The sequence below is a fragment of the Demequina globuliformis genome (assembly GCF_000975155.1).
GTDB lineage: Bacteria > Actinomycetota > Actinomycetes > Actinomycetales > Demequinaceae > Demequina > Demequina globuliformis.
This window is the reverse complement of the sequence record NZ_BBRG01000001.1, coordinates 1,717,276-1,742,762: the sequence shown is the minus strand read 5'-3', so window position 1 is coordinate 1,742,762 and position 25,487 is coordinate 1,717,276. Positions and strand designations below refer to the sequence as shown.

The following is a 25,487-nucleotide window of genomic DNA, read 5'->3' as shown; positions in this document are numbered from 1 at the left end:
CACGCGCGAACGCCCGCCACCCCTTGTGGGGATGGCGGGCGTTCGCGTGTGAGATCAGTCTTCGTTCTTACCGTGGCACATCTTGTACTTTTTGCCGGATCCGCACGGGCACGGCGCATTCTTCGCCGTCCCTGGGAAGGTGGCCCCGTCGCCCTCGGGCTTGGCCGCGGCGCCGTCAGGCTTCTTGACCGTCGCAGACCCGTCCTCCGACGGGCCGGAGTAGGTCAGGGCACCCATCGACGACTGCATCATGGCGCCTGGGGTGCCGGTCGCCGTGGAAACCGAGCGCCGCTGCTGCTGAGCCTGTGCGCCGGCCGCCGTCTGGGCGGCCGATGCCGCGTTGACCTGGGGGCCGGGCTGCGCCGGTTCGCGCTTTTCCACGCGGTACAGCACCTGCAGTGCCTGCTCCTTCACGCCGTCCAGCATGGCCTGGAAGAGTTGGTAACCCTCGCGCTGATACTCGGTGAGGGGATCGCGCTGACCCATCGAGCGCAGGCCAATGCCCTCCTTGAGATAGTCCATCTCGTACAGGTGCTCGCGCCACTTGGCGTCCAGGACCTGAAGCACGACCTGACGCTCCGCCTTGCGCGCGATCTCCTCACCCAGACGCTCTTCGACCGCCTGGTACTGAACTTTGGCATCAGCGATGAGTTCGCGCTCCATGAAGCCCGGCGTGAGCTGGTCGATGCCGCCAGCTTCCTCGATCAGTTCCTCGGCGGAAACGGATGTGGGGTAAATCGTGCGCAGGTCCTTCCACAGCGCCTCGAGGTCCCACTCGTCCGGGTTGCCTACGGTCGTGGTCGAGCGAACGTAGGCGCCGATCACGTCCTCGATGAACACGGGGATCTGGTCGCCAAAGTCCTCGCCGTCGAGCACGCGACGGCGCTCGGCATAGATGACGGTGCGCTGCGAGCTCATCACGTCGTCGTACTTCAGGATGTTCTTGCGGATCTCCGCGTTACGTCCCTCGAGCTGCGCCTGCGCACTGCGCACGCCGCGGGTCAACACCTTCGACTCGATCGGCATGTCGTCGGGGATCGCCGACGAGTTCATCATGTTCGCAGCCAGACCGGACTGGAACATTCGCATCAGATCGTCTTGGAGCGAGAGGTAGAAGCGCGACTCGCCCGGGTCGCCCTGGCGGCCGGAACGGCCCCGGAGCTGGTTGTCGATGCGGCGTGACTCGTGGCGCTCAGTGCCCAATACGTAGAGGCCGCCGGCCTCGAGAACCTCGTCGTGCTCGGTCCCGACGTCGTCCTTCGCCTGCTGCAGGACCTCGTCCCACACCCGCTCGTACTCCTCGGGGTTGTCGTTGGGGTCGAGGCCGCGCGCGGCCATCTCCTGGACGGCGCGGAACTCGGGGTTGCCGCCGAGCATGATGTCGGTGCCGCGGCCGGCCATGTTCGTCGCGACGGTTACGGCCCCCTTGCGACCAGCCTCAGCGACCACTTCCGCTTCCTTCGCGTGCTGCTTGGCGTTCAGGACGGAGTGCTGAATGCCGCGCTTGCGCAGTTCCTTCGACAGGCGCTCTGACTTCTCAACCGACACGGTGCCCACGAGGACCGGCTGGCCCTTGGCATTGCGCTCGAGGATGTCATCGATCACCGCGTCAAACTTGGCCTGCTCCGTCTTGTACAGGAGGTCGGCCTTGTCCTGGCGCACCATCGCCTTGTTGGTCGGGATGGGGATGACACCCATGCCGTAGGTCGAGTGCAGCTCAGCCGCTTCCGTCTGCGCGGTACCGGTCATGCCGGACAACTTGGTGTACTGACGGAAGTAGTTCTGCAAGGTGATCGAGGCGTAGGTCTGGTTCTCCGCCTTGATCTGCACGCCTTCCTTGGCCTCGATGGCCTGGTGCAGACCCTCGGAGTAGCGACGGCCCTTCAGCAGGCGGCCGGTGTGCTCGTCCACGATGTCGACGTCGCCGTCCTGCACCACATAGTCGCGGTCGCGCTTGAACAGTTCCTTTGCCTTGACGGCGTTGTTCAGGAACCCAATCAGCGGGGTGTTGGCGGGTTCGTAGAGGTTCTCGATGCCGAGCGCCTTCTCCACCTTCTCGATGCCGGGCTCGAGCATGCCGACGGTGCGCTTCTTCTCCTCGACTTCGTAGTCCTCGTCGACGACGAGCTCCCGGGCAAGGCGCGCGAACTCGGTGTACCAGCGGCCATGGTCGGCGCTCGAGGGGCCGGAGATGATGAGCGGGGTACGAGCCTCATCGATCAGGATCGAGTCCACCTCATCCACGATCGCGAAGTGGTAGCCGCGGTGCACCAACTGGCTTGGGTCGAGAGCCATGTTGTCGCGCAGGTGGTCAAAGCCAAACTCATTGTTGGTGCCGTAGGTGATGTCAGCGGCGTACTGCTTGCGGCGGTCTTCAGCCGGCATTCCGGACAAGATGCAGCCAGTCTCCATCCCCAAGAACCGGAACACGCGGCCCATCAGGTCGGACTGGTAGGAGGCGAGGTAGTCGTTCACGGTCACGATGTGCACGCCGTTGCCATCAAGAGCGTTGAGGTACGCCGGCAAGGTCGCCACAAGGGTCTTTCCTTCACCGGTCTTCATCTCCGCAATGTCACCCCGGTGAAGGGCAGCGCCGCCCATGATCTGGACGTCGAAGTGACGCATGCCGAGGGTGCGCCGCGATGCCTCGCGAACGGCCGCGAAGGCCTCGGGCATCAGAGAGTCAAGCGGTTCGCCCTGCTCGACGCGCTCCTTGAACTCGGCGGTCAGCCCGCGCAACTCGTCGTCGGACAGCTCCTCGTACGCGCTCTCGAGAGCGTTCGTGAGCGTGACCACCTTTTCGAGGCGGCGGAGGGTGCGTCCCTCGCCCATCCGGACGATGCGATCGATGACAGACACGTCGTGACTCCTCAAGTCTCAGGTCGGATCCGCATCCCATCGTAGGGCGTGACTCGCGGGCGGTGGTTCGCGTCTCGCTGAGGGCGCAACCGTGGCGCCGCACAGACCGAAGCCCGCGTTCGCGACCTGACAGGTGGCGAACGCGGGCCCGGGTTCACGGAGCACCGCGAGTCATGCGGCGCCACGTGAGCAGGTCAGACGGTGACCTCTGCGGAGTTCGTCTCGAGGTGGATGACGCCGTAGGTCCATCCACGGCGGCGGTACACGGCGGAGGGGAGGTTGGACTCCGCGTCGTGGAACAAGTAGAAGTCGTGACCCACGAGTTCCATCTGGTCAATGGCCTCAGACACGCTCATGGGCGACCCTGTGTGAGTCTTGGAGCGAATCACGATCGGAGTGTCGTCGATGGCCACCTCGCGGGTGGCGCCCTCCGGCGCTCCCTCCCACTCTTGGACCGACTCAATGGGGTCGGGGTCAGGCGCCGAGGGGGCAGACTCAACGCTTGCCAGATCCGCGGCAACAACTTCATGAAGCGAGGGCTTGTGGTTGTGGCGCTTGGCGTGGCGCTCCCGGCGCTTGCGCAACTGTTCGAGAATGCGCGCCTGTGCACGATCGAGGGCAACAAGGCGGTCGTCGGCGTCCGCCTCTGCGCGCAAGATTCCACGGGGCCCATGCAAGGTGATCTCGACGCGTTCACGGTTCCCACTCAGGTGGGGATTGCGTTCATGGACCACGTGCACCTCGGCCCGGGTGACGCGGGGCGCCACTTCCTCAACCTTCTCCATCTTCTCGAAGATGGTGGTGCGCATGTCCTCGGTGACCTTGGTGTGGCGTCCGACGATGGCGATGTCCATGGTGCAGCTCCTTCGCAGTGCTTGACGGCCGGCGGCCTCCCGCCGCGCGGCTCGGGGTGATATCGCTTCGGCGCCTTCCGCGCCTGTGGGCATCACCTCCCCTGCTCGAAGGTGCGGCACCTGCTGTGCCGTCTGACGCCAGCCTAGCCCGCTCTGGCGTCCGGTGCGAGGACCTTAGGCACATGCCAACACGAGCGCCCCCACGACCTCCGCATGGTGTTCGCTGAGGGCCAAGGAACACGCCGCCAGCGTCGCCCCGGTGGTCACCACGTCATCCACCAACAGGACTCGACCTTTCAGTTCGCCGCGCACACCGATGGCACCTTGGGCGGCCCTCCACCGTTGCCGCGCCGACGCGCCCCTCGACTCTCCAGCACCGAGCCTGAGCCCGCGCATCGGCCTGGCACCTGGCAGCGCACGCGCGGCACCTCGTGCCAGTGCCCAGGTGAGGTCGGCACCGCGGCGGCGTGAGGCGCCAGGGCGCGAGGGCACCGGCACAACCAGGTCAGCCGCGGGCGCGACGGCCCCAGCGAGGCGCTCCATCCCCGCCTGCATGACGCGGTCCAGGTCGCGCCTGCCCGCGTCTTTCCATGCGGCGATGACCTCGTGAACCTCCCCCGTCAGCGGTGCGATGGCCCACACAGGCAGGAGCGCCTCGTCCCCCACCATGAGGCGCGGGGCTCCCTCCTCGCAACGCAACGGCGGCTCCCACCACGCGGACGCGCAGTCCTGGCACAGTGGCACGTCCGGCATGCCGCAGCCGGCGCATTCCACCGGGGCCACGCAGCGCGCGACGTCCACGACGGCCTGGCGGAGTCGGCCGCGTGGCCGTGCGATCGCTTCCATGGAGCCATGGTCTTCACGGCAACCGTAGGAACCACCACCGGAGAGGGCAGATGCGTGGACGCGCAGCGCAGGTGACGTCGCCTGGGGACGGGGGTTTAGCCCGCGTACGCGAGGTCAGCGACGCCCTCAAGCGCCACGGACCACGAGGTGCCCGAGCGCTCCTCCACCGTCCCGTCGGCCCCCGTCACCACGAGCGAACTGACGCCCGAACGCGCGGAGACACCGGTCGCCTCGCGCAGCGTCGCCAGAGTGGTGGTCGCTCCCCCCACTCCCACGGTCCACAGCGGCGAGGCGGTCCCGTCCACTGGCTCACCCAGCACCGCGAACGAGAGCGCGTCCACCCAGGCAATGTCGACTCCCACGCCCACGCCTGGCCCCACGGGCAAGGGCTCGCCCAGGGAAATGGGAACACCGGAGTCATCACGGACAATGGCGGCGACCTCGAGAATGGGCTGCCCACCCGAGCGAGACTGCACGGCGATCATGGTTCCCGAGCGGGAGACAGCGATCGCGTTGATCGCGCGCGCTGACAGCCACTCGTCGCCCAGTTCGACGATCTCACCGTTGTCGACGGCAACCTGCAATGGTCCGCCGGAAGCGGACGCGCCCCACAGATAACCAAAGCGGTCGTAACTGGGGTCGATCGGGTCGTCCATCGTGAGCGCAACCTCCGACTGCACCAGCTCTCCCGAGTCCTCGGCCACGGCGGGGTCCACGAGGGCGTCCCAGCCGCCCGAGAGCGCGCCCGTTGTTCGGATGCCGTCGGCCGCCGCGAACGCGACGTCCGCGCCGTCATATGAGCGAGCAAGATCTCTGGCCGTCTCCGGCAGAAGTCCCAGGGAGCCCGGGGTGACCCGGACATCGGCCCCATTCCATAGGCCCAAACGTCGGTCGACGATGATCGCGGCATACGCGTCCGGCACAGGGGGCGGGTCAAGCGTCACGTCGACCTCATCGGATATGGGCAGGCCGCCAATCTGGACGTCCACGTCAGTGACGTCAGGCAACGACTTCAGCGTCAAACTCAACTGCTCATCCGCGAGCGCACGTTCCGTGAGCGTGCCAGCCGATTGCGCTGTGAGGTCGACGGTCGCGACGCCGTCTGTGACCACGACGGACTCCACCGCCAATGCGGCCGTGGCCGGGAACCCTGTGACCACGGCGTCCGCGAGCCATGCCGAGGGGCCCTCGATGAGCTCGCGCGCGGCGGCGGTCGCGACGTTGTTGTCCGGCAGCCACCGCAGTTCAGAGGCCGCCGTGGAGAGGTCTGGCGTGGCAAACGTCAGCGGCACCGGACGGAAGAAACTCTCGAAGTTCGCACGCGAAATCACGACGCCATCGGCGAGCTCGGAAATGCGCCACTGGCCGTCTTCCTGGACGAACTGGAACTCCAGTTGCGCGACTTCGCCAGCAGTCGAATCCACCCGGCGACCCGAGTCATCCACGGTTGACCCGAGCGGCACCTGGTACGACACGGTGCCCGCGTCCGGGTCCCACTCGGGCGCCACCGCACCCGAGTCGTAGACCGTGACAGTCGCCCCTGGATCCCAGGTCGCCGCGGCCTCGTCCGTCAAGAACTCTCTGGCGGTGGAGAAGTCAGTCGTGATTCCGCCGGCGGAGGCCGTCAGGAACCCCGTGACGATCGCTGCGGGGTCATCCTCGGGCGCGGGGCCCTGCACGATCGGCTCAAAGGGGTCGATCGGCGAGACTTCACCGTTGCCCTCCGTCACGGGACCCTCGGTGGGAATCGAGGCGCACGCGCCCAGTGTCAGCGCGCTCACGCACGCCAACGCAGCCCATGTCTTCCTCATGAGGTCTCCTCCTCGGAATAGGGCTCCACGCGGGACTCATCGGGGTCGTGCGCCACACCAGGGAACACCACCAGCGGACCCACCTCCTCGAATGCCCCCTGGCGCATCACCAGCGGGAGCGGCTGGTTCTGGCCCACCCCCTCGTGCGTACGTGGCAACAACAGCCGGAAGCTCGCACCCTGCCCAGGAGAGCCCCACACAGACAATTCGCCGCCGTGGAGGTCGGCGTCCTCATGCGCAATCGACAAGCCAAGGCCGGTGCCGCCCATGGTTCTTGCGCGAGCGGAGTCGGCACGCCAAAAGCGGTCGAAGACCCGGTCGACCTGCTGGGGGGTGAGCCCCACGCCGTAGTCGCGCACCACCACTGCCGTCGAGCGCCGGTCGGACCGCACGGAGACATCCACGTGAGTGTCCTGCGCGTGCTCGACCGCGTTGGAAAGCAAGTTGCGGACGATGCGCCCCACGCGGGGACGGTCGATCGACGCGGTGTGGCCGCCCGGCGCCACGCGCAGGCGGATCGGCACTCCCATGTCCGAGGCCACCGGAAGCATGGCCTCGACCTCGTCGCGCACCACGTCGGCTACGTCCATGGACTCGAACTCGAGTTGAGCGGACCCGGCATCGATGCGGGAGATCTCCAACAAGTCCGCCAGCAACGCCTCGAACCGATCCAGCTGCGTGCTCAGCAGTTCGGAAGAACGCGCCACCGCCGGCGGGAAGTCCGCGCGGGCGTCGTACAGCACGTCGGATGCCATGCGAATCGTGGTCAGCGGAGTGCGGAGCTCGTGCGACACGTCGGACACAAAGCGGCGCTGCAGTCGCGACATGCGCTCCATGCGGGTGATTTGACGCTGGAGCGACTCAGCCATGTCATTGAAGGTCTGCGCGAGAGTCGCCATCTCGTCGTGGCCGCGCACCGTCATGCGCTCACTCAAACGACCCTCAGCCAGGCGCGAGGCGACGCGAGACGCGCGACGGACTGGGCGCACTGCCTGCGCTGTCACGAACCACGTCATGGCGACGACGAGCCCCACCAGCACCACGGCGCCGAGCGCCAGCACTCGTTGAATAAGCGCCAGCGTGTCTTGCTCGTCTGCCATGGAGTACACGAAGTACATCTCGTAGGGGCCGGCGACGCCCAGATCTAGTCCGCTGCCGACGACGATGCCGGGGATGTCGCTGTCGGGGAGTTCGACGAACTGCCACGGCTGGGTCATGTCACCTTCAACGGCGGCACGCATCTCATCCGAGATCGCTTCACGCAGGCCTGTGGTCGACTCTCCCACCGTCAGCGGCACGGAGGAGGTGTTGTCGGGGCTACGTTGCATGACGAGGCCTCGGTCGCCGCCTCCCAGCGAGCGCAGCTCCGTGATCAGTTGCAGCACAAACTGCTGCATCTCCGCGGGGTTGGCTGCCGTCGTGGTGTCCGCGCGCTCTTGCGCGATGGTGGCATCCCTCGCGCTTTCGGACAGCACGCGCTCGACACGGTCCTCGACGAGTCCGTCTCGAATCTCATCCGTGACGTAGGCACCGAGCGCGATCACCGTGCCGATTCCCACAATGAGCGTCGACGACACGATGCGCAGCGACAGTGACCGCGACCAGCGCCGAGCCGCCACCCGCAGCGGCGCGAGGACCGCACCGCCCACGGATGACGTGGGCGCAGTCACGATTGGTGCGCGCCGGCTTTGTATCCGACTCCGCGCACCGTCTGAATGATCTCAGGGTGCTCGGGGTCCTTCTCGATCTTGGCCCGCAACCTCTGAATGTGGACATTCACCAAGCGCGTGTCAGCCGCGTGCCGGTAGCCCCAGACATCCTCAAGCAGGACCTCACGGGTGAACACCTGACCTGGGGCGCGCGCGAGGGTGACGAGGACGTCGAACTCAAGAGGCGTGAGCGGGATGACAGACCCGTCACGCGTCACGCGGTGTCCCGTGACATCGATCTCGAGGTCACCGATGCGCACGACTGCAGGAGCAGAACTGTCGTTGCGGCGCAGCCGGGCGCGTACCCGTGCAATGAGTTCGCGCGGCTTGAACGGCTTAGGAATGTAGTCGTCCGCGCCCGACTCGAGCCCGAGGACCACGTCCACCGTGTCCGACTTGGCGGTGAGCATGATGATGGGGACGCCAGACTCAGCCCGGATCTCGCGGCAAATGTCGATGCCAGAGCGGCCGGGCAACATCAGGTCAAGCAAGATGACCTCGGGGTTGGTCTCGCGGAATACCTGCACCGCTTTGTCGCCGTGGTCACAGAACACGGGATCAAAGCCGTCGCCACGGAGGACGATTCCCGTCATCTCCGCCACTGCAGGATCGTCATCGACCACCAGGATGCGTGCCGTCATACAGTCATCTTGCCATGCTCGGCGCGGCACATTGGGGACGCGCAGTCGCGATGTGGGCGGCGCATGGCAGGATGGGGGCGCGACGACGTGAAGGAGGGGGATGTGACCGAGGGCAATCAGCACGATCCGGCCGCGGGGGTAGACCCGTCTCAGCCGTCGTCCCAGCCTCATGTGGGCGCTACACCAGGGCACACGCCCACACCCCCGAGCGCGTGGGCGGCGCCCGGCGTACCGCCTGCCCCCGGCACGGCCGGTCCTGCGCCGTCCTATCAGCCCTCCGGCACGGCGCCGCCTGGATACTCCGGTGGAGCCCCGAGCCCATCGCAGCCCACCTACCGGTCGTGGCAGCCGGGAATCATCCCACTGCGACCCTTGACATTCGGCGACTTCCTCGCGGCACCGTTCAAGGCGATGCGCTTCGCGCGCGCAACCGTGTTGGGTGTGCCGTTCCTGTGCGCGCTCGCGTCCGTCATCCTGATGGTCGGCACCGTCTTCGCGATGTTCCGCGACCCGTCGCTCGCGATGTATGGCGTGATCGACTCCGCCTCGCCGTCAGGCGTCCTCCCCGTGGTCTTGCTCATCCTGACGTTTGTCTCGTTCCTCGCGGCTGATGTGCTGTCGACGGGTTTCATCGCGCCTGGCGTGGCCCGGGCGGTTCTCGGCGAGCGACTCACGATCGCGAAAGCGTGGCCGTTGGTGCGGCGACGCCTCGGTTCGCTGATCGGGCTGTTCTTTGTCGCGACGCTCACGATGATTGTTGCGGTCGCCATCGCGATCGCGCCGTTCTTCTTGCTCGCGACCGGAGAGCCGGGACTCGGCGTGACTGGCGTGATCGTCGGGATCATTTTGTGCCTGGCGCTGGTTCCCGTCTTCTTTGCCGTGACCATGTTTCAAGGCCTCGCTCGCGCCGTGATCGTGTTGGAGAACGTCTCGTTCGCCGCGGCCGTGAAGCGCATCCCACCGTTGATCAAGGGCCGGCTGTGGTGGTCGGTCTTGATCGTCTTTGTCACCTCCCTGCTGATCGGTCTCGCGACGTCCGTGGTGCAATATGCCGCCCAGCTTGTAGCGGTGATGGGCAGTTTCCTGGCGCCCGAGGCGGCGCTGATCGCCGGAATCGTCTTCGCCCTCATCTTCGGCTTCTTGTACGTCGTGACCATCGTCGTGACATACGCCTACATGGGTTCGGTGTACACGTTGATCTACGTGGACCTGCGGATGCGACACGAGGGCTTCGACATCGACCTGGCGCGTGCCGCAGAGGCCCGCGCCGCCCAAGGTAGGTAGTCGATGCTGTGGGGGGCGATCGTCGACCCGGACGCTGATGAAGCGCGCCGCTGGGCCGAAGACGAGCTGTCCAAGCCTGAGTACGGCGAGACCCCAGAGTCGTGGATCGAATCCGTGATGCGGTGGATCGAGGACCTTTTGAGTTCGGCCGACGGGCTCGGCATGGGCCTCCCCAACTGGCTGGTCGTTATCGGGATCCTCGCCGTGGTGGCGCTCGTCACGCTCGTGGTGTGGCTCATCGTGGGGCCGATGCGCCGCAGCCCAGTCGGCGCCGCTGGCGCCGCACTTAACCCCGACGATTCACGCTCGTCCGCGCAGATGGCCGCCGCCGCGCATGACGCGGGCGCCGCCGAGAATTGGGACCTGGCCGTCATGGAGATGTTCCGGTCGACGGTGCGCGGCGCCCACGAACGCGGCGTGATCGAGTTGTCCCCCGGCGTGACAGCCAACGAGGCAGCGGCCGACCTCGCCGCAGTGCTCGACGGCGGCGGCGCGATTGTGCCCGTCGCGCACGACTTCGAGACGGCGCGGTACGGCACGGGTGGCCTCACTCGGGCCGCGTGGGAGCGCGCGCTCGCGGCGGCAGGCGCGGTGCGATCCGCTCACCGCGTTGAGGTGGCCGCCCCATGACGACCACTCCTGCACCCGCCTCCACCCAGGAGGAGACGACCACTCGAGACACCCCCGCAACGCCAGGTGGTGACTACGCGCGCACGGCACAAGGCAAGGGATTCGCGCGATCGCTACGGCAACACCCCCTGGTCGCGATCGCAGCGGTGCTCTTCGTGGTGGTCGTGGCGCTCATGGTGTGGGGATCCCAGCCCGAGGATGAGACGCGCTTGTCGCCCGGTAACGACCGCGGCAACGGGGCCAAGGCCGCGGCGCAGATTCTGGACGACCAGGGCGTGAGCATCGACCACATCAACGCGCTCGGCGCCGCGCACGTCGAGGACCCGTCGTCCACGACGCTCGCCATCGCCAATCCGGATGCCCTGGAGCGGTATCAGGTCGAGGCGATCATGGACTACCCAGGGGACATTGTTTTTCTCGGCGCATCTCGCGCCGTCGCGCAGCTGGCGGAGCTCGGCACCAATGAGATCGACACGTACGTTGAAGCGAGCCAGGCGGATGCTGCCTGCAACGACCCGGATGCCATGGCTGCCGGCACCGTCGAGGTGCAAGGGAGCGCCGTTTCCGGAGCCTCAGGGCCAGATGTCGAGGTGTGCTTCACGACCGCTGACGGCGCAAGCGCGTACCTCGTGACGGAGGTGGATGGGCGCACCGTGCGTGTGCTCGCCTCCGACCAGCTCGCCATGAACGACTACCTGGATCAGTACGGGCATGCGGCCCTGACGCTGCGGGCGCTTGGCCATCACCCCACACTGGTCTGGTACGCCGCCGACGGCGCCGACGGCTCGGTCCCACCCTTTAGCGACGTCGACAGCCCAGTTCCGCCGGAGGACCCGAACGTCACCGCCGGAGTGCTCCCGTCGTGGGTGGGGCCCGCCCTGTTCATGCTTGCCCTGACGGTCGTCATGGCCGGGGTTTGGCGGGGCCGGCGCTTTGGCCGCTTGGTGCCAGAGCCGCTACCCGTCGTCGTCCCCGGAGCGGAGGCTGTACGCGGGCGGGCTCGCCTGTACCGCTCATCGGGCGACACCGCGCACGCGGGCGCCGCACTGCGCGCCCAGGCAGCAGTGCGCATCGGCCGTCGCCTCGGTATTCCCAGGTCTGCCGGACCGGACGCCATCATTGACGCCACCCACCGAGCCACAGGTCGGTCCAGGCAGAACGTTGCCTCCCTCCTCGCCGGCCCCCTGCCCACCTCGTCCCCTGACATGATGGCCCTCATCGCCGAGCTCGATTCCCTGGAAAGAGAGGTTCACCGACCGTGACCACCCCCTCCGAGCCCACCGACCACTCCGCGGCCCACTCGAGCTCCATGCCCGCGTCCGGCGCCGCACCCACCGAGGCTGCGCCAGCGGCACCCGCCTCTGGTACCGCGCCAATCCAGGCGTCTGCAACCCCCGCGTCGGCGACTCCCGCGGCTGCCACGCCCCCGATCGCCGCCCCCGGCGCCGATGCTCGCCAGGCACTCGGCAACGTGCGCACCGAGGTCGGTCGCGCGGTCGTGGGCCAGGACCAGGTCGTCACCGGCCTGATCATCGCGCTGCTGTGCCGCGGACACGTTCTCCTCGAGGGCGTCCCCGGCGTCGCCAAGACCTTGTTGGTGCGCACCCTGAGCCGCACGCTCGACGTCGACTTCTCGCGTGTCCAGTTCACTCCAGACCTCATGCCGGGAGACGTCACCGGATCACTGATCTACGACGCCCGCACTGCAGCGTTCTCCTTCCGCGAAGGACCGATCTTCACGAACCTGATGCTCGCGGATGAGATCAACCGCACGCCGCCCAAGACTCAGTCGGCACTTCTGGAGGCCATGGAGGAGCGTCAGGTGACCGTCGACGGCGAGCCACGCACACTGCCCGACCCGTTCCTGGTGATCGCCACGCAAAACCCGATCGAGTACTCCGGCACGTACCCGTTGCCCGAGGCGCAGCTCGACCGCTTTTTGCTCAAGCTCCCGGTGGGCCTGCCCGAGCGGGACGCCGAGATCGACATTGTGCGCCGCCACGCGGGCGGCTTTGACCCGCGCGACCTCGCCGCCGCCGGCGTCAATGCCGCTGCCTCGGTGGCCGACCTTGAGTCGGCGCGCGAGGCGATGCGTGAGGTCACGTTGTCCGATGAGGTCGCGGGGTACATCGTGGACGTCTGCCGAGCCACGCGCGAGGCCGCCTCCGTCGCCGTCGGCGTTTCTCCTCGCGGTGCGACCGCGCTCATGAAGACGGCCCGCGCATGGGCCTGGATGCGCGGCGGGACTTTCGTGACGCCCGACGACGTCAAGGCCCTTGCTCCGTGGACACTGGGGCACCGCATGCAGCTGCGTGCGGAGGCCGAGCTCGAGGGTGTGACCGCTGAGACGGTTCTAGGCACCGTGCTGGCCGCCGTCCCGGTCCCGCGCTAGCGCATGTACATCACCGGCTGGACGGTGGCGATCACAGCACTGGGAACCATTCCCGCGCTGTGGATCCACACGCGCACCTTTGCGTGGCTATGGGTGCTGGCGGTCGTCACGCTTGCGTTGCTCGACGCGTGGATGGCCCCGCGCACACGGTCATTGGGCGTGCGCCGGCTCCCGCGCGGGTCGGTTCGTCTGACGGAGTCAACCGCGTCCGAGCTCGAGGTCGCGAACCTGTCGCGGCGCACGGTGCGGGGGGCCATCAGGGACGCGTGGCAGCCCTCGGCCGGCACTCATGACAACCGTCACCGCGTACGCCTGCGCGCAGGCGACACCGTGCGGCTCACCACGGTGCTGACGCCCACCCGCCGCGGCGATAGGCATGCCGACCGGGTCACGATCCGCAGTGGTGGACCGCTGCGCCTCGCGGGGCGCCAGCGCTCGATCGACCTGCCGGGCACGGTGCGCGTGCTGCCGGAGTTCGCCTCCCGTCGCCACCTGCCGTCACGGTTGGCACGGTTGAGGGAGCTCGACGGCGACACCGCTGTCCAGCTCAAGGGTGCCGGCAGTGAGTTCGACTCGTTGCGTGAGTACGTCGTGGGTGATGACGTCAGGACTATCGACTGGCGCGCTACTGCACGCCGGGCCGACGTCATGGTGAAGACCTTCCGCCCCGAGCGCGACCGCCGCGTGATGGTGGTGCTGGAGACGGGGCGTACGAGTGCCGTGCGCGTAGGCGAGGCGCCACGTCTCGACGCCGCCATGGAGGCGAGTTTGCTCCTCACGGCGCTCGCGACGAACGCGGGCGACCGGGTCCAGGTCAGTGCGTTCGACAGGACCGAGCGTGCACGAGCCATGGGTGTCTCGGGACCGGCCGTGATGCCGCAGTTGGCGGAGGCGCTGGCCACCGTCGACCCCGTTCTCGTCGAGCCAGACTGGCCGGCGGTGGTGCGCTTGGTTCTGTCCCGCAACAGCAACCGCGCGCTGGTGGTGCTCCTCACGACTGTGGACGTGAGTTCGGTGGACTCAGGCCTCGTGGAGGCCGTTGAAGCGCTCAGCGCCCACCACCTGGTCCTGGTGGCGTCCGTCGAGGACCCGACGGAGGTGGAGATGCTCGCTGGACGCGAGGACGCGGCGGAGGTGTACGGCGCGGCGGCGGCAGCGCGCGCCGGCCTGGAACGCGACGCCGTGGTGTCACGCCTGCGCCAGATGGGGGCCGAGGTTCTCTCTGCCGCGCCAGACGAACTCGCGCCGGACGTGGCAGACCGCTACCTGGCGCTCAAGGCATCCGGACGGCTTTAACCAACCCGGTCAAGCGGCCACCTGGACCTTCGCGGTCGCGAAGTCGCCGTCCACGTCACCCGTAGCGTTGAGCGCCGTCGCGTAGCGTCCGACCACGAAGATGTAGATCCAGAAAGCTGCGACGGCGATGACGCCGATGACGACCTTGACTGACCACGGCAGGCCTGAGCCCGTGATGTAGCCCTCGATCAGCCCGGAGATCAGCAGGACGACTGCGAGTCCCACGGCCACCCCAAACGCCGTGCGTCCCTCCTGAGCTAGGGCGGTGCCTCTGGTGCGAGGCCCGGGCGACAGGAGTGTCCAGAACAGCCTCAGGCCAGCCCCGGCGGCCACAAACACGGCGGACAGTTCGAGGAGGCCGTGGGGGCTGATCAGTTGCAGGAAGATCGAGAAGTAGCCAGCCTCCGCCATGATGGCCGCGGCAGTTCCCAACTGCAAGATCGTGTTGAACATGAGGAAAGCTGGGTAGATGCCTGTGATCCCCAGCGCAATGCACTGGGCCGCGATGAACCAGTTATTGGTCCACACGCGGGCAGCGAAGGATGTCGAGTCGTACTCGACGTAGTAGTTCGCGAACTCGTAGCTGGCGTACTGCGCGCGTTCGGCCGGAGAGGCGAGCGCGTCCATGGCCTCGGGGTGCGTGAGGAGGTACCAGGCGCTGAGCGCCCCGCCAATGATCACCACGAACGTCACCGCGACGCCCCACCAGCGCACGCGATACAGCGCTGCCGGCAGTGACAGCAGCACAAAGTGACGGATAGAGCGAGTGGAGGATTCGTGGCCGCCGGTGAGCCACACGCGGGCAGACGCCAACAACATCGATAGCCGCGAGACCACGGCGGGGTCGGGGGCCGCGGAGCGCACCGCCGCGAGGTCCCCGGCGGTGGATTGGTACAGCCGCGTCAGCTCGTCCGCTTCCGCTCCCGTGAGGCGACGCTGGCCTGACAGTTCCTTGAGGCGCGCCCAACGACCTGCGCGTGCTTGAGAGAAGGCATCGACGTCCACGCCGCTACGATGCCATACAACCGGCCTATCAGGGGGCATAACTGTGGACGAAGACGAGATCCTCATTGGAGAAGGCGTCGCGCTTAGCACGGGCGCGGCTCCGGTGCCGATGCGCATGCTCTCTGGCGTCATCGACGTGCTGGTGTACGGCGCCGCTGCCATTGCCGTGATGACGGTCGTCGACAATACCGTCGCGCAGTATCTCAACGGCGCAGCGGCTGCTGCGCTGACCATCATCATGATCGTGTCGTTGTTGGTCTTGGTTCCCGCACTCGTGGAGACACTGAGCCGGGGCCGCTCGCTGGGTCACCTCGCGGTCGGAGTACGCACCGTGCGCGACGACGGTGGCCCCATCTCGTTTAGGCACGCGTTCATCCGCGCCTTTGTGGGCCTGATCGAGATCTACGTCACGCTCGGCATGATCGCTATCACCGCATCGATGCTGTCCGCGCGCGGCAAGCGGGTGGGCGACATGCTCGCGGGGACCTTCGCCATGCGGACGCGCGGCGCCCCCAAACCGCAACCGCCGGTGCCCATGCCGGCCCACCTTGCTCCGTGGGCCACATCCGCGGACATTCGCCGCCTCCCGGACGGGCTTGCGCTCACGAGCCGCACCTTCTTGATGCGTGCGCCGCAATTGCGTCCCGACTCCCGTGCTCGCCTGGGCACCGACATCACTGCGCGCGTGCTCGAGTACGTGTCACCGCCCCCGCCCGCAGACGCGCATCCTGAGTACGTCATCGCGGCAGTCCTCGCCGCCCGCGGCTCACGCGAGTACGCAATAGAGATGAGGCGCCAGGAACGCCGCGCGTCGGAGGACGCACGGGTGACGGCCCTGCCGTACGGGCTACCGGACGCCTGACAGCACGCCTTCCGGTGGGGTCGCCCAGCCGGGCGGCGCTGCCCCGGCCAGTGGGCATCGGCCCGATGCCAGCATCCCCCAGACACCCAGGAACCGCTAGGCGACGCTCGCGTCGGCCCGGCCCAGTACAGCCTGCTCAGTACCGCCGCCTCAGTACCGGTAGTGCTCGGGCTTGAAGGGGCCGTGCTGCGGGACACCCAGGTAGCTGGCCTGATCCTCGGTGAGCTCTGACAGACGGACGCCCAGCGCATCCAGGTGCGTCCGCGCCACCTTCTCGTCGAGCACCTTGGGAAGGCGGTGCACACCCAGCGGGTACGCGTCGAGGTTGTTCCACAGTTCAATTTGCGCGAGGACCTGGTTCGCGAACGAGGTGCTCATCACAAAGCTGGGGTGGCCAGTCGCATTGCCGAGATTCAGCAGGCGGCCTTCCGACAGGATGATGACGCTGTGACCGTCTGCGAACGTCCACTCGTCTACCTGCGGCTTGATGGGCTGGTGCTTGGCGCCAGAGCGTGCGAGGCCCGCCATGTCGATCTCGTTGTCGAAGTGGCCCACATTGCCCACGATGGCCTTGTCCTTCATCGCCGCCATGTGCTCGACGCGAATGATGTCCTTGTTGCCGGTGGTGGTGATGAAGAAGTCCGCGCGTTCAACGACGTCCTCAATGCGCGCAACTTCGTACCCGTCCATCACGGCCTGCAATGCGCAGATGGGGTCGACCTCGGACACGATGACGCGGGCGCCCTGGCCACGCAACGCCTCGGCCGCGCCCTTTCCAACGTCGCCGTAACCGGCGACAAAGGCGACCTTGCCGCCCATCAGCACATCGGTCGCGCGGTTGATGCCGTCAGGGAGCGAGTGGCGAATGCCATAGCGGTTGTCGAACTTGGACTTGGTGACCGAGTCGTTGACGTTGATCGCTGGGAACAGCAGTTCGCCGCGCGCGTGCATCTGATCCAGGCGGTGCACACCCGTGGTGGTCTCCTCGCTCACGCCAACGATGCCGGCAGCCATGCGCGTGAAGCGGGTCGGGTCCGCCGCGAGCGAGCGACGCAGGACCTTCCGCATCCCCTCCACTTCAGCGTTGTACGCGGGGTCGTCCTCGTCCACCGGAGCCGGGACCGCGCCCTCGCGCTCGGCCTTCACGCCTTCATGGACCAACAGCGTGGCGTCGCCACCGTCGTCAAGGATGATCGTGGGGCCGTCGTGCCCCGCCCAGGTGAGGATCTGGTCCGTGTACTGCCAATACTCCTCGATCGTCTCGCCCTTGATGGCGAACACCGGTACGCCGGCGGGGGCAGAGTAGGTGCCGTCGCCCACCACGATCGCCGCGGCGGCGTCGTCCTGCGTGGAGAAGATGTTGCACGACGCCCAGCGCACCTCGGCGCCCAAGGCGGTCAGAGTCTCGATCAACACCGCCGTCTGGGTGGTCATGTGCAGCGATCCCGCGATGCGAGCGCCCTTGAGTGGCTGAGCGTCGCCATACTCCGCGCGCAGGCCCATGAGGCCCGGCATCTCGATCTCAGCCAAGCGAATCTGGTGGCGGCCGGCCTCCGCGAGGGCGAGGTCGGCGATGGTGTAGTCGAGGTCAGTCACGCGTCTGGCTCCTTGAGGGCATGTCGCAGGTCGGGTTCGATGTAGATCAGGCGGGCGGCGGGCACGGCGGCCCGGATGCGGCGCTCCGCATCATCGATGTGCGCCGCGACATCATCAATCGTGGCGCCCGGAGCGACCCCCACCTTAGCGGCGATCATCACGTCATCCGGCCCCAGGTGCATGGTCCGCAGGTGGATGACGTCGCTCAGGGGCGAGGCTGCGAAAGCACCGCGAATCTTGGCGAGGTCTTCTTCCGTGACGGACTCACCCATCAGCAGCGACTTGGTCTCGCGCGCAAGGATGATGGCGTTGGTCAGGAGCAGGAGGCCAATCAGCGCCGTCCCGACCGCGTCCCACATGCCGTCGCCGGTCACGATGGTCATGGAGATGCCGAACAACGCGAACACCAGACCGGCCAACGCCGCGGAGTCCTCGAGCAAGATCACCGGGATCTCGGGCGACCGCGAGCGGCGAATGTACTCGAACCACCCCAGATCGCCGCGCACCTCGTTGGCCTCGCGAATCGCAGTCCGCAGCGATGCAGTCTCCATCGCCATCGCGACGAGCAGCACCACCACAGGCACCCAGACCCAACTGTCAATGGGTTCGGGATCCTGGAACTTCTCCCAGGCCTCGAACAACGAGAACAGTCCCCCGGCCGTGAAGAGCATGACCGCCACCAGGAACGCGTAGTAATAGCGGTTGCGGGCGTACCCGAAGGGGTGGGTCGTGTCGGCAGCCTTGAGGGCCTGACGTTTGCCCACGAGCAACAGGATCTGGTTGCCGGAGTCGACCACCGAGTGGATCGCTTCGGCAAGCATCGACGAGGCTCCTGTGAGAGCCCACGCGCCGAACTTCGTCACGCCGATGCCCAGGTTGGCGCTGAGCGCAGCCATGATCGCCTTGGTGCCGCCCTCGGCGGCGTGGCTCTGCGTCACGGTGCCCTCAGCGCTCATGTCAGACCTCGCGAATCACGCTCAGGAGGGCGTCGCGTTGGCGCTCCATGGTGGCCGGATCCGCGGCTTCGACGTTGAGGCGTAGCAACGGCTCAGTATTGGAGGCGCGCACGTTCGCCCACCAGCGCGGCTCGCTGTCCCAGTGGCTGAGCGTCAGCCCATCCAGCTCGTCCACGCTCACGCCGTCGCCGTCGAAGGCGGCGCGGATGCGGGCGCGGGCCGCCGCAGCATCGGCCACCGTCGAGTTGATTTCGCCCGATGCCGCGTAGGGGTTGTGACGCTCCAGCAGCGCGCTGAGCGGCCCGTCGTGAGTGCCGAGCGCGGCGAGCACGTGCATCGCGGCAAGCATGCCCGAGTCCGCGAAGAAGAAGTCGCGGAAGTAAAAGTGCGCGGAGTGCTCACCGCCAAACACCGCATTGAGTTCCGCCATTTGGGCCTTGATGAAGCTGTGACCCACGCGCGACCGGACGGGGGTGGCTCCGGCCTCCTCGAGCTGCTCGGGGACGGCGCGGGAGGAGATCAGATTGTGAATGACCGTCGCGTCGCGGCCCTGTGCACGCTCGCGGGCTGTTTCTCGCAGCCCCACCAACGCGGTGATGGCGGACGCCGGCACCACCTCACCGCGCTCGTCGACCGCGAAGCACCGGTCGGCGTCTCCGTCGAACGCGAGGCCGATGTCCGCGCCGTGCTCGCGCACGGCGGCCTGCAGGTCGACCAGGTTGGCAGGGTCCAGCGGGTTGGCCTCGTGGTTGGGGAAGGTGCCGTCCAAGTCGAAGTACAACGGGATGATCTCAAGCGGCAGGGCGGGCAACCCCGCCTCGGTACCCAGGACTGCTGGCACGGTGTGCCCAGCCATGGCGTTGGCGGCATCGACCACGACCTTGAGCGGTCGGATCCCCTCGAGCGGCACCAGGTCGCGCAAGAAGGCTGCATAGTCGGCGAGCATGTCGCGGCTCGTGACCGTGCCGCGCTCCTCGGCCTCGTCGATCCCCGACTTCAAGTACCGGGACGCCAACGTGCGCACGTCGCCCAGGCCCGTGTTTTCACCCACAGCCCGCGCGCGCGAGCGGCACAACTTCATACCGTTGTAGGCGGCCGGGTTATGGGAGGCGGTGATCATGACGCCCGGGAGGTCCAGCACGCCGGATGCGTGGTACAGGCCGTCCGTCGAGCACAAACCGATGCTCACGACATTCACGGCGCGGGCGGTGAGCCCCACCGCGATCGCGGCCATCAGTCCAGGGCCAGAGTCGCGCATGTCATGCCCGATGACGACCGTGGATTCACCGTCGGGGAGCACCACGGCGTCCGCGAAGGCCGCCCCTATGGCGGTCGCGACATCGTCGGTCAAGGATTCGCCCACAATGCCGCGGACGTCGTACGCCTTAATCAGGCCGGTCAGGTCGGGTGCGTCACTCACGCGCCCAGGGTATCGGCTTAACCTTCCGAGGAGACGACGCGCAGGTGGCCGCGACGCGGTTCGGACGCCACCGGCGCTGACGGCGGTGCAGGGGCGACGGGGGCTGGAGGGCGGCCCGCCTCGCGCACTGCTCGGGCCAGAGCATCGAGGTCGTCCGGACTGGGGCCGGGGTCCACCAGGTCCTGGTGGATGTGGACGACGTCCCACCCACGGGGCGCCGTGAACCTCTCCGCGTGGTCCGCGCACAGGTCGTAACTGTGCGGCTCGGCCTGAGCCGCCATCTGCCCCACCACCACGGTCGAATCCTCGTACACATAGGTAAGCGTCGCCGCGGCCGGCAGGGCGCAGCTGGTCCGGGAGCATTGACGGGTGGACTTCACACATCGGACGGTATCTGGGCCGCCCGGGTGTGCGATGCAGGCGCGCCGAACCCCTCGCGGTAGCCTCGATTCCATGGTGCGCCGCGACCGGCACGGCAGGGGCCTGCGGGCTCCGGTGCTGCCCTATGACGCCCCCGCGTGGCGATCGCGCGCGGAGGTCTTCGATGAGTACGTCCGCGACGCGGCCGCGCGCCTAGAACCGCGTTGGGGCCGCGCGTGGGGCAAGGTCGAATTCGGCACCGAAGACGTGCCGCCGTCGGACCCGACGCCCTGGGAAGAAGGCGTCCCCTTGGCCCGCCTGTTCCCTTCGGATATGGGTCACCCCGCGCGCATTGTGCTCTACCGACGACCGCTGGAGCAGCGCGCAGCGGTGGAGGACCTCGCGGACTTGGTACGCGATGTGGTGACGGAGAACGTCGCGCATCTGCTCGGCCGGCCAGCCGATGAAATCGACCCCGACTACGGCAGGGGCGCATAACGGGCCGATGCCTCTTCGAGGTCGCAGCCTGCCCTAGTTGACGTAGGTGCCGGGCTCGATGGCCACCTCTTGCGCAACGCGCTCGACCGGCCGCGGAGTGAGCGTGGTGATGAAACCGCCGTCCCTCACATGAAGGGCCCAGGTGGCATGGGAGTCACTACGGAGCACCGTGCCGGCCGGTACCGACAGGGCAAAGGCGTGCACATACTCACCGTGCACGGTCTCGTCCACGAGGACATCGCCGGCCGTGTCAGTCAGCGTGAGTGCGGTGCCTTCCGGAGCCGTAGCGACCACCGTCACGTCTCCCTCAGGCACCACGACGGCGCGCGGCGTCGCGTTCCCCACGGCCTGCGCGGGCGTCCACGCGAGGTCCGCGGCCGGCAGCGCGTCCTCCCCCAACTCGTACCCCGAGCGCGTGAGCGCAGCAGCACTCACGGGGGTATCAGACTCGACTCGCACGGCGCCCCACTCCCCCGCTGGCACGGTCACGTCAGTCACGAGCCCGGCCTCCAGGTCCAGGGTCTGCCCGTCGAGCCACTCGCGAGTGCCAGATTCTCCCCACATGCTCAGGGATACCTGGGCATCCTCAGGGGCGACCAACCGCAGTGACGCCGGTTGTTGCGTTGAGGACGGGCCAGCGATGGGGACAAGGAGGTCGGTGCCAGAGGCCGACGCGGTAGCCCAGTCCGTTCCCGCCGCGACGAACCCGTCCAAACGTGAGTCCTGCAATGCGGTCGCGATGCCGACGCCACCCGCCTGGACCCGCACCGCCAGCGCAGGGAGCTCGGGCTCAACGCTCTCGAGCAACACCGTCTCCTGCGCGCCAGCACCCACGGCAGTGGTGAACGACTCACGGCCGTCGACGCTGACGGGCCCAAAGAGCGACACCGTGACGCGCACCGTTGCTTCCGAGGGGTTGCTCAGAACCAGCCGGGCGGACGACCCCACCGCAGTCGACCCTGCAACGATCCACTGGTCCTGGCGCGGCGGCGTGCAGGTCGTCCCGGCGAGGGACGCGATGTCGCCGCCGCCCACCCGTTCCATCGACGTCGCGACAGTCGCGTCGACGAGGTCTCCGTCACCTACCTCGCCTGACGGGTCAGGCGACACCCACAACGTTCGGTCCTCCGAGGACGAGTCAAGGGCATCGTCCCCACTTGAGATCTCACCTACGGGCACCTCAAGCGGCCCAGGGCACACGGCGGGCTGGTTCGACGGCTCGACTGCGACCGTCGTGATCACGGGTACGGATCCCTCGTGAGCGGCGGGAACGGAGACCGTCGAGGCGGCCACGACGGCTCCGACTGCCAATGCCACGGGGATAGCAGCGGTCCACTTCATGCGCGCGTCTCCCTAAACAGTCGTGTGGGCAGCGGAATCGATCCAATGCAGGCCCACGCCACGGCGATCAGCGACACCCACCACCACACCCGGTGCGGGGCATCGTCGTACGCGAGCCGCAGGGTGCCGGAACCGTCCACGGCAAATGCGGCGCGACCCAGGTCGTCCTCGACGGGCTCGAGCGCACGCCCGTTCAGGGTCGCCGTCCACGCCTGGTCCGCACTGTTGGCAAGCACCACAGTTCCGGTGACCGGCTCCTCAAGGTCGACGGAGCCACCCGACCGGCCCATCTCGACTGCGGTGACGGGCCCCTCGGAGTCCTCGACCCAGGCGCGCGAGACCGGCACGTCGGACCCGGGTCGCGCTACCCGCCACGTGGTTCCGCGATCCGATGATCCCAGCAGTTGCAATGCGTCCGACTGCGCCAGTGCGGAAACGGCCCGGTCGGCGCCCGGCGCTGCCACCACTACTCCAATGCCCCAGTCGGCGAGGCCCTGCGGGGCCTCGGGGCTGCCACCCACGACGCCCGCAATGACGGTCGTCAGACTGTCGAACCCTACGGCCCGGACCCCAGTCGTGCGTGCGGCCGGGCGACCCTGCCCCACGAGTTCACCCGCAGTGGAGAGCACCTCCGTCCCGTCCGTCGACATCAGTGCCGCGGAGATTGCATCACCGGAATCCGACAGGACGAGGACGCGCTGGCGCGTCGGCTGCTCGATCTCCAGCGCGGCAACGAGCGGGATGACGTCCTTTGATACGGATTGGGCGCCCTCGCGCTCGGAGTCGGGCCAGGCCACTGCCACCGTGTGGCCCGCAACGATGAGGCCCGCGGCACACGCCGCGACGAGCTGAACGGCACGGCCGGCGGCCCGAGGACGGCCCGCACCCCGGTCCCACGCACCCCGGGAGGCGGCGCCGATCGCCACGACTGCACCCACCAACACCACCGATAGCCCTGGCCCAGCCCAGCCGTTGGCCATCGCTGTGCCAAGCCCGTCGTCTGGGGACATCGACGTCGACGTCGAGGCAGCGGCAATCACCACACCCCCGATGACCATCGCCATGCCGACGGTCGAGCGCACCCAACTGCGCCCCACCACCGTTGCGAGGACCACAAAGCCAAGGGCGAGTGGAATCACGGCGGAGCTGGTCCAGGTCAGCCATGCCGGTGCGGTCGACGGCACGCCAGAGACAAGAGTGTCGAGCGCGGAGGAAGACGAACTGATCGAGGGGCCTGGCTCACGAGTGAGCACACTCCACGCGTCAGCGGTAAAGGTGCCCTGCATGACCGCCGCCAGCAAGCCGGGCAGCCCGACCACCAGCGCCGGCAAGCCCACGGCCCACATGCGCACGCGCATTGGCCCAGCGCACGCTCCCACGACCGCGACCGCCAGCAATGCCGGTATGAGCAGCACTGGAGCGGCGATCACCACGATCGCGAGCATGGCCGCCGCCCCTGCGGCGGCGCTCGGCGACGCGGACGGGCGGCCAGGGAACTCCTCGCCGTCGCCGATCCGCTCACCCAGGTGCCATCCTCCCGCGCGCACCACACCAAACACCACCCACGGCAGCGCAAGGTGCACCACCACAGCGGAAAACCGCGCGTCGTCCCCCGCACTGACCGCGACAGGCGCCAGCGCGTACGTGACGGCAGCGAGCGCTCGAACGGTGCGGGAGCGGGTCAAAGTCCCCGCCGCGGCCCACACTCCCAGGGCGCTCCACACGGGTGCGAAGGCTACGATCAGCGCGAAACCCACCGCGAGCCCGCCCGGCACCAAGGCGAGCGGGAGCAACAGCAAGGACAGTCCGCCATCAATGCTCGGCGCGCCAAGAGCCTGCTCAGTCCAGCCGCCCAGGCCACGCTCCCACAAGTCGTGCCAGCCCGTGTCCGTCACACCAAGCTGGCCGGACGCCAGCATGCGTCCGCTGACGATGCCGCTCACCCAGTCAGGATGGCGCAGGACCGACGCCCCGATGGTGACAGCGAGAACTGCGGCAAGCGTCACGCGCCTGCGCCTGGCCGCCACGGCGAGTTCGCCTCGAATCAGTTCCGGTGGCACCGTCGACGCGCGCCAGCTCTCGTACGCACCCCACTCGCGTGATCTGGTCTCGTGTCGCACTTGCCGTGGGCTCGCCAGCAGCGGCCGCTCGACGGCGCGAGCGGCCTTGCCCCTCAACCCTGATCGCGCGACACGTCGCCGCGAACTCACCACCTGAGGCAGACGGACTAGAAGCCGCGCCGGAACGGCGGCGTCCGCGAAAGCCATCCGCGGGTCGTTTTGCGCAATGCGCAACAGCACACGCCCGGCAGAGGACACCATGGAACCCAAGATCAGCGGCAGCACCATCCACCACGGCGCGTACACGAGCGCATGGAACCACTCTGATGCCCGGCGTGGACCGTACGTAGAACGGCGGTTCGAGTGCGGGCCGCGTACCCCGTGGAGCCGGTCCTGGGCGTGAGCGATGCGGGCACGCGGCACCACGACCACGTCCCATTCGGCACGCCACGCACGCCTGCACAGGTCAATGCTGTCGGACCAGCCTCGGTAGGCCGGGTCGAGCCCACCCAGGTGGTCCCACAGCTCCCGACGCACCAAGGCGCCCGCGATGGACACGGCCAGGACGTCGTCCAAGGAGTCGTACTGCCCCTGGTCAACGTCGCCTTCCTCAACCAGGTTGAGCCGCCGGGCACCAAAGCGCGTGCTCGTCGCGCCAATGCTCACCAAGCGAGTGGTGTCATCCCACTGCACCTGCGCAGCGCCAACAATGCCGGCGCGGTGTCGCTTGCGGGCGGTGGCCACCTGCAGTGCGAGCGCGCCGGGCTGGGGAGCGGAGTCGTCGTGGAGGAGCCACAACAGTTCGCCCGGGGCTGCGTCGTAGGCAGCGACCGCAGCGTTGACGGCGGTAGAGAAGTCGTGGGCGTCGACCTCGTGAACTGTCACGGAGGCCGACGGCAAGGGGGTGGGGGCGGCCGCTCCGCCCACCATCACCAACTCAACGGAGTCAGGAGCGGGATCTTGAGCCAGGACCGCATCGAGCACCGTGGGCAGACGGGCGGTCTGCCCATCGCTGACCACGACCGCGCGCACAGCAAGGCGCGCTGGACTCATGCCCTTCCCACGCA

At 67.9% G+C, this 25,487-nt stretch carries 20 protein-coding genes; 7 read left to right on the top strand and 13 right to left on the bottom strand.

What is annotated here, in order from left to right; genetic code table 11:
- Positions 1–54: 54 nt before the first annotated feature.
- The 6 genes from secA to mtrA form a co-directional block, all read right to left on the bottom strand.
- A complete protein-coding gene (gene secA, locus AOP75_RS08150) occupies positions 55–2,859 on the bottom strand; it encodes a preprotein translocase subunit SecA (protein ID WP_083966788.1) in 2,805 nt (934 codons plus the stop codon).
- A gap of 194 nt (positions 2,860–3,053) precedes the next feature.
- Positions 3,054–3,713, bottom strand: a complete 660-nt coding sequence (gene hpf, locus AOP75_RS08145; RefSeq protein ID WP_062078096.1) for a ribosome hibernation-promoting factor, HPF/YfiA family — start codon at positions 3,711–3,713, stop codon at positions 3,054–3,056.
- 174 nt (positions 3,714–3,887) lie between these two features.
- Positions 3,888–4,559, bottom strand: coding sequence for a ComF family protein (locus AOP75_RS08140; RefSeq protein ID WP_062078094.1), 672 nt, complete (start codon positions 4,557–4,559; stop codon positions 3,888–3,890).
- A 95-nt stretch (positions 4,560–4,654) separates the two neighbouring features.
- Positions 4,655–6,370, bottom strand: coding sequence for an LpqB family beta-propeller domain-containing protein (locus tag AOP75_RS08135; RefSeq protein ID WP_062078092.1), 1,716 nt, complete (start codon positions 6,368–6,370; stop codon positions 4,655–4,657).
- Entirely contained in the window at positions 6,367–8,040 is a 1,674-nt protein-coding gene (gene mtrB / locus AOP75_RS08130; RefSeq protein ID WP_062078090.1) for an MtrAB system histidine kinase MtrB, read from the bottom strand. The genes AOP75_RS08135 and mtrB overlap by 4 nt, the downstream gene beginning before the upstream one ends.
- The gene (gene mtrA, locus AOP75_RS08125; protein ID WP_062078088.1) at positions 8,037–8,720 is read right to left on the bottom strand and encodes an MtrAB system response regulator MtrA; all 684 of its coding nucleotides are present in this window, start codon (positions 8,718–8,720) and stop codon (positions 8,037–8,039) included. Before mtrA ends, mtrB begins: the two co-directional genes overlap by 4 nt.
- Positions 8,721–8,822: 102 nt before the next feature.
- Here mtrA and AOP75_RS08120 point away from each other — a divergent pair, with 102 nt between their 5' ends.
- From AOP75_RS08120 to AOP75_RS08100, 5 genes are read left to right on the top strand one after another with little or no spacing between them, the layout of a single operon-like run.
- Complete coding sequence (locus tag AOP75_RS08120) at positions 8,823–10,004, top strand: DUF8558 domain-containing protein (RefSeq protein ID WP_152650001.1); 1,182 nt, start codon at positions 8,823–8,825, stop codon at positions 10,002–10,004.
- A 3-nt stretch (positions 10,005–10,007) separates the two neighbouring features.
- Positions 10,008–10,634: a DUF4129 domain-containing protein gene (locus AOP75_RS08115; protein ID WP_062078084.1), complete on the top strand. Its 627-nt coding sequence runs from the start codon at positions 10,008–10,010 to the stop codon at positions 10,632–10,634.
- Positions 10,631–11,896 (top strand): DUF4350 domain-containing protein, encoded by a 1,266-nt coding sequence (locus AOP75_RS08110; RefSeq protein WP_062078081.1) that lies wholly within the window; start codon positions 10,631–10,633, stop codon positions 11,894–11,896. Before AOP75_RS08115 ends, AOP75_RS08110 begins: the two co-directional genes overlap by 4 nt.
- A gap of 47 nt (positions 11,897–11,943) precedes the next feature.
- Positions 11,944–13,026, top strand: a complete 1,083-nt coding sequence (locus tag AOP75_RS08105) for an AAA family ATPase (protein WP_083966854.1) — start codon at positions 11,944–11,946, stop codon at positions 13,024–13,026.
- A gap of 3 nt (positions 13,027–13,029) precedes the next feature.
- A complete protein-coding gene (locus AOP75_RS08100; RefSeq protein WP_062078079.1) occupies positions 13,030–14,322 on the top strand; it encodes a DUF58 domain-containing protein in 1,293 nt (430 codons plus the stop codon).
- A gap of 9 nt (positions 14,323–14,331) precedes the next feature.
- Here the strand turns inward: AOP75_RS08100 and AOP75_RS08095 are convergent, their stop codons facing one another.
- The gene (locus tag AOP75_RS08095; RefSeq protein ID WP_062078077.1) at positions 14,332–15,327 is read right to left on the bottom strand and encodes a stage II sporulation protein M; all 996 of its coding nucleotides are present in this window, start codon (positions 15,325–15,327) and stop codon (positions 14,332–14,334) included.
- 43 nt (positions 15,328–15,370) lie between these two features.
- On the opposite strand from AOP75_RS08095, the gene AOP75_RS08090 reads away from it, so the two are divergent.
- Complete coding sequence (locus AOP75_RS08090; protein WP_236683093.1) at positions 15,371–16,189, top strand: RDD family protein; 819 nt, start codon at positions 15,371–15,373, stop codon at positions 16,187–16,189.
- A gap of 150 nt (positions 16,190–16,339) precedes the next feature.
- Here the strand turns inward: AOP75_RS08090 and ahcY are convergent, their stop codons facing one another.
- The 4 genes from ahcY to AOP75_RS08070 are packed head-to-tail and all read right to left on the bottom strand — an operon-like array spanning position 16,340 to position 20,541.
- Positions 16,340–17,785: an adenosylhomocysteinase gene (ahcY, locus tag AOP75_RS08085; RefSeq protein WP_062078075.1), complete on the bottom strand. Its 1,446-nt coding sequence runs from the start codon at positions 17,783–17,785 to the stop codon at positions 16,340–16,342.
- The gene (locus AOP75_RS08080; RefSeq protein WP_062078073.1) at positions 17,782–18,741 is read right to left on the bottom strand and encodes a cation diffusion facilitator family transporter; all 960 of its coding nucleotides are present in this window, start codon (positions 18,739–18,741) and stop codon (positions 17,782–17,784) included. The genes ahcY and AOP75_RS08080 overlap by 4 nt, the downstream gene beginning before the upstream one ends.
- A gap of 1 nt (position 18,742) precedes the next feature.
- The gene (locus AOP75_RS08075; RefSeq protein ID WP_062078071.1) at positions 18,743–20,161 is read right to left on the bottom strand and encodes a phosphomannomutase/phosphoglucomutase; all 1,419 of its coding nucleotides are present in this window, start codon (positions 20,159–20,161) and stop codon (positions 18,743–18,745) included.
- 17 nt (positions 20,162–20,178) lie between these two features.
- Positions 20,179–20,541 carry a DUF3499 domain-containing protein gene (locus AOP75_RS08070; protein ID WP_062078069.1) on the bottom strand — a complete coding sequence of 121 codons (363 nt, stop codon included), beginning with the start codon at positions 20,539–20,541 and terminating at the stop codon, positions 20,179–20,181.
- A gap of 73 nt (positions 20,542–20,614) precedes the next feature.
- Here AOP75_RS08070 and AOP75_RS08065 point away from each other — a divergent pair, with 73 nt between their 5' ends.
- Positions 20,615–21,019 (top strand): metallopeptidase family protein, encoded by a 405-nt coding sequence (locus AOP75_RS08065; RefSeq protein ID WP_062078067.1) that lies wholly within the window; start codon positions 20,615–20,617, stop codon positions 21,017–21,019.
- A 33-nt stretch (positions 21,020–21,052) separates the two neighbouring features.
- On the opposite strand, the gene AOP75_RS08060 is transcribed toward AOP75_RS08065, so the two are convergent.
- Positions 21,053–22,360: a DUF5719 family protein gene (locus AOP75_RS08060; RefSeq protein ID WP_062078065.1), complete on the bottom strand. Its 1,308-nt coding sequence runs from the start codon at positions 22,358–22,360 to the stop codon at positions 21,053–21,055.
- Positions 22,357–25,473 carry a glycosyltransferase gene (locus AOP75_RS08055; RefSeq protein ID WP_083966785.1) on the bottom strand — a complete coding sequence of 1,039 codons (3,117 nt, stop codon included), beginning with the start codon at positions 25,471–25,473 and terminating at the stop codon, positions 22,357–22,359. Before AOP75_RS08055 ends, AOP75_RS08060 begins: the two co-directional genes overlap by 4 nt.
- Positions 25,474–25,487: the final 14 nt, after the last annotated feature.

Coding starts and splice junctions, on each gene's coding strand:
- mtrA (WP_062078088.1), bottom strand. CDS start 8,720: ATGACGGCACGCATCCTGGTGGTCGATGACGATCCTGCAGTGGCGGAG.
- AOP75_RS08055 (WP_083966785.1), bottom strand. CDS start 25,473: ATGAGTCCAGCGCGCCTTGCTGTGCGCGCGGTCGTGGTCAGCGATGGG.
- AOP75_RS08105 (WP_083966854.1), top strand. CDS start 11,944: ATGCCCGCGTCCGGCGCCGCACCCACCGAGGCTGCGCCAGCGGCACCC.
- AOP75_RS08140 (WP_062078094.1), bottom strand. CDS start 4,559: ATGGAAGCGATCGCACGGCCACGCGGCCGACTCCGCCAGGCCGTCGTG.
- AOP75_RS08135 (WP_062078092.1), bottom strand. CDS start 6,370: ATGAGGAAGACATGGGCTGCGTTGGCGTGCGTGAGCGCGCTGACACTG.
- AOP75_RS08060 (WP_062078065.1), bottom strand. CDS start 22,360: ATGAAGTGGACCGCTGCTATCCCCGTGGCATTGGCAGTCGGAGCCGTC.
- AOP75_RS08080 (WP_062078073.1), bottom strand. CDS start 18,741: ATGAGCGCTGAGGGCACCGTGACGCAGAGCCACGCCGCCGAGGGCGGC.
- AOP75_RS08115 (WP_062078084.1), top strand. CDS start 10,008: ATGCTGTGGGGGGCGATCGTCGACCCGGACGCTGATGAAGCGCGCCGC.
- AOP75_RS08065 (WP_062078067.1), top strand. CDS start 20,615: ATGGTGCGCCGCGACCGGCACGGCAGGGGCCTGCGGGCTCCGGTGCTG.
- AOP75_RS08100 (WP_062078079.1), top strand. CDS start 13,030: ATGTACATCACCGGCTGGACGGTGGCGATCACAGCACTGGGAACCATT.
- hpf (WP_062078096.1), bottom strand. CDS start 3,713: ATGGACATCGCCATCGTCGGACGCCACACCAAGGTCACCGAGGACATG.
- AOP75_RS08110 (WP_062078081.1), top strand. CDS start 10,631: ATGACGACCACTCCTGCACCCGCCTCCACCCAGGAGGAGACGACCACT.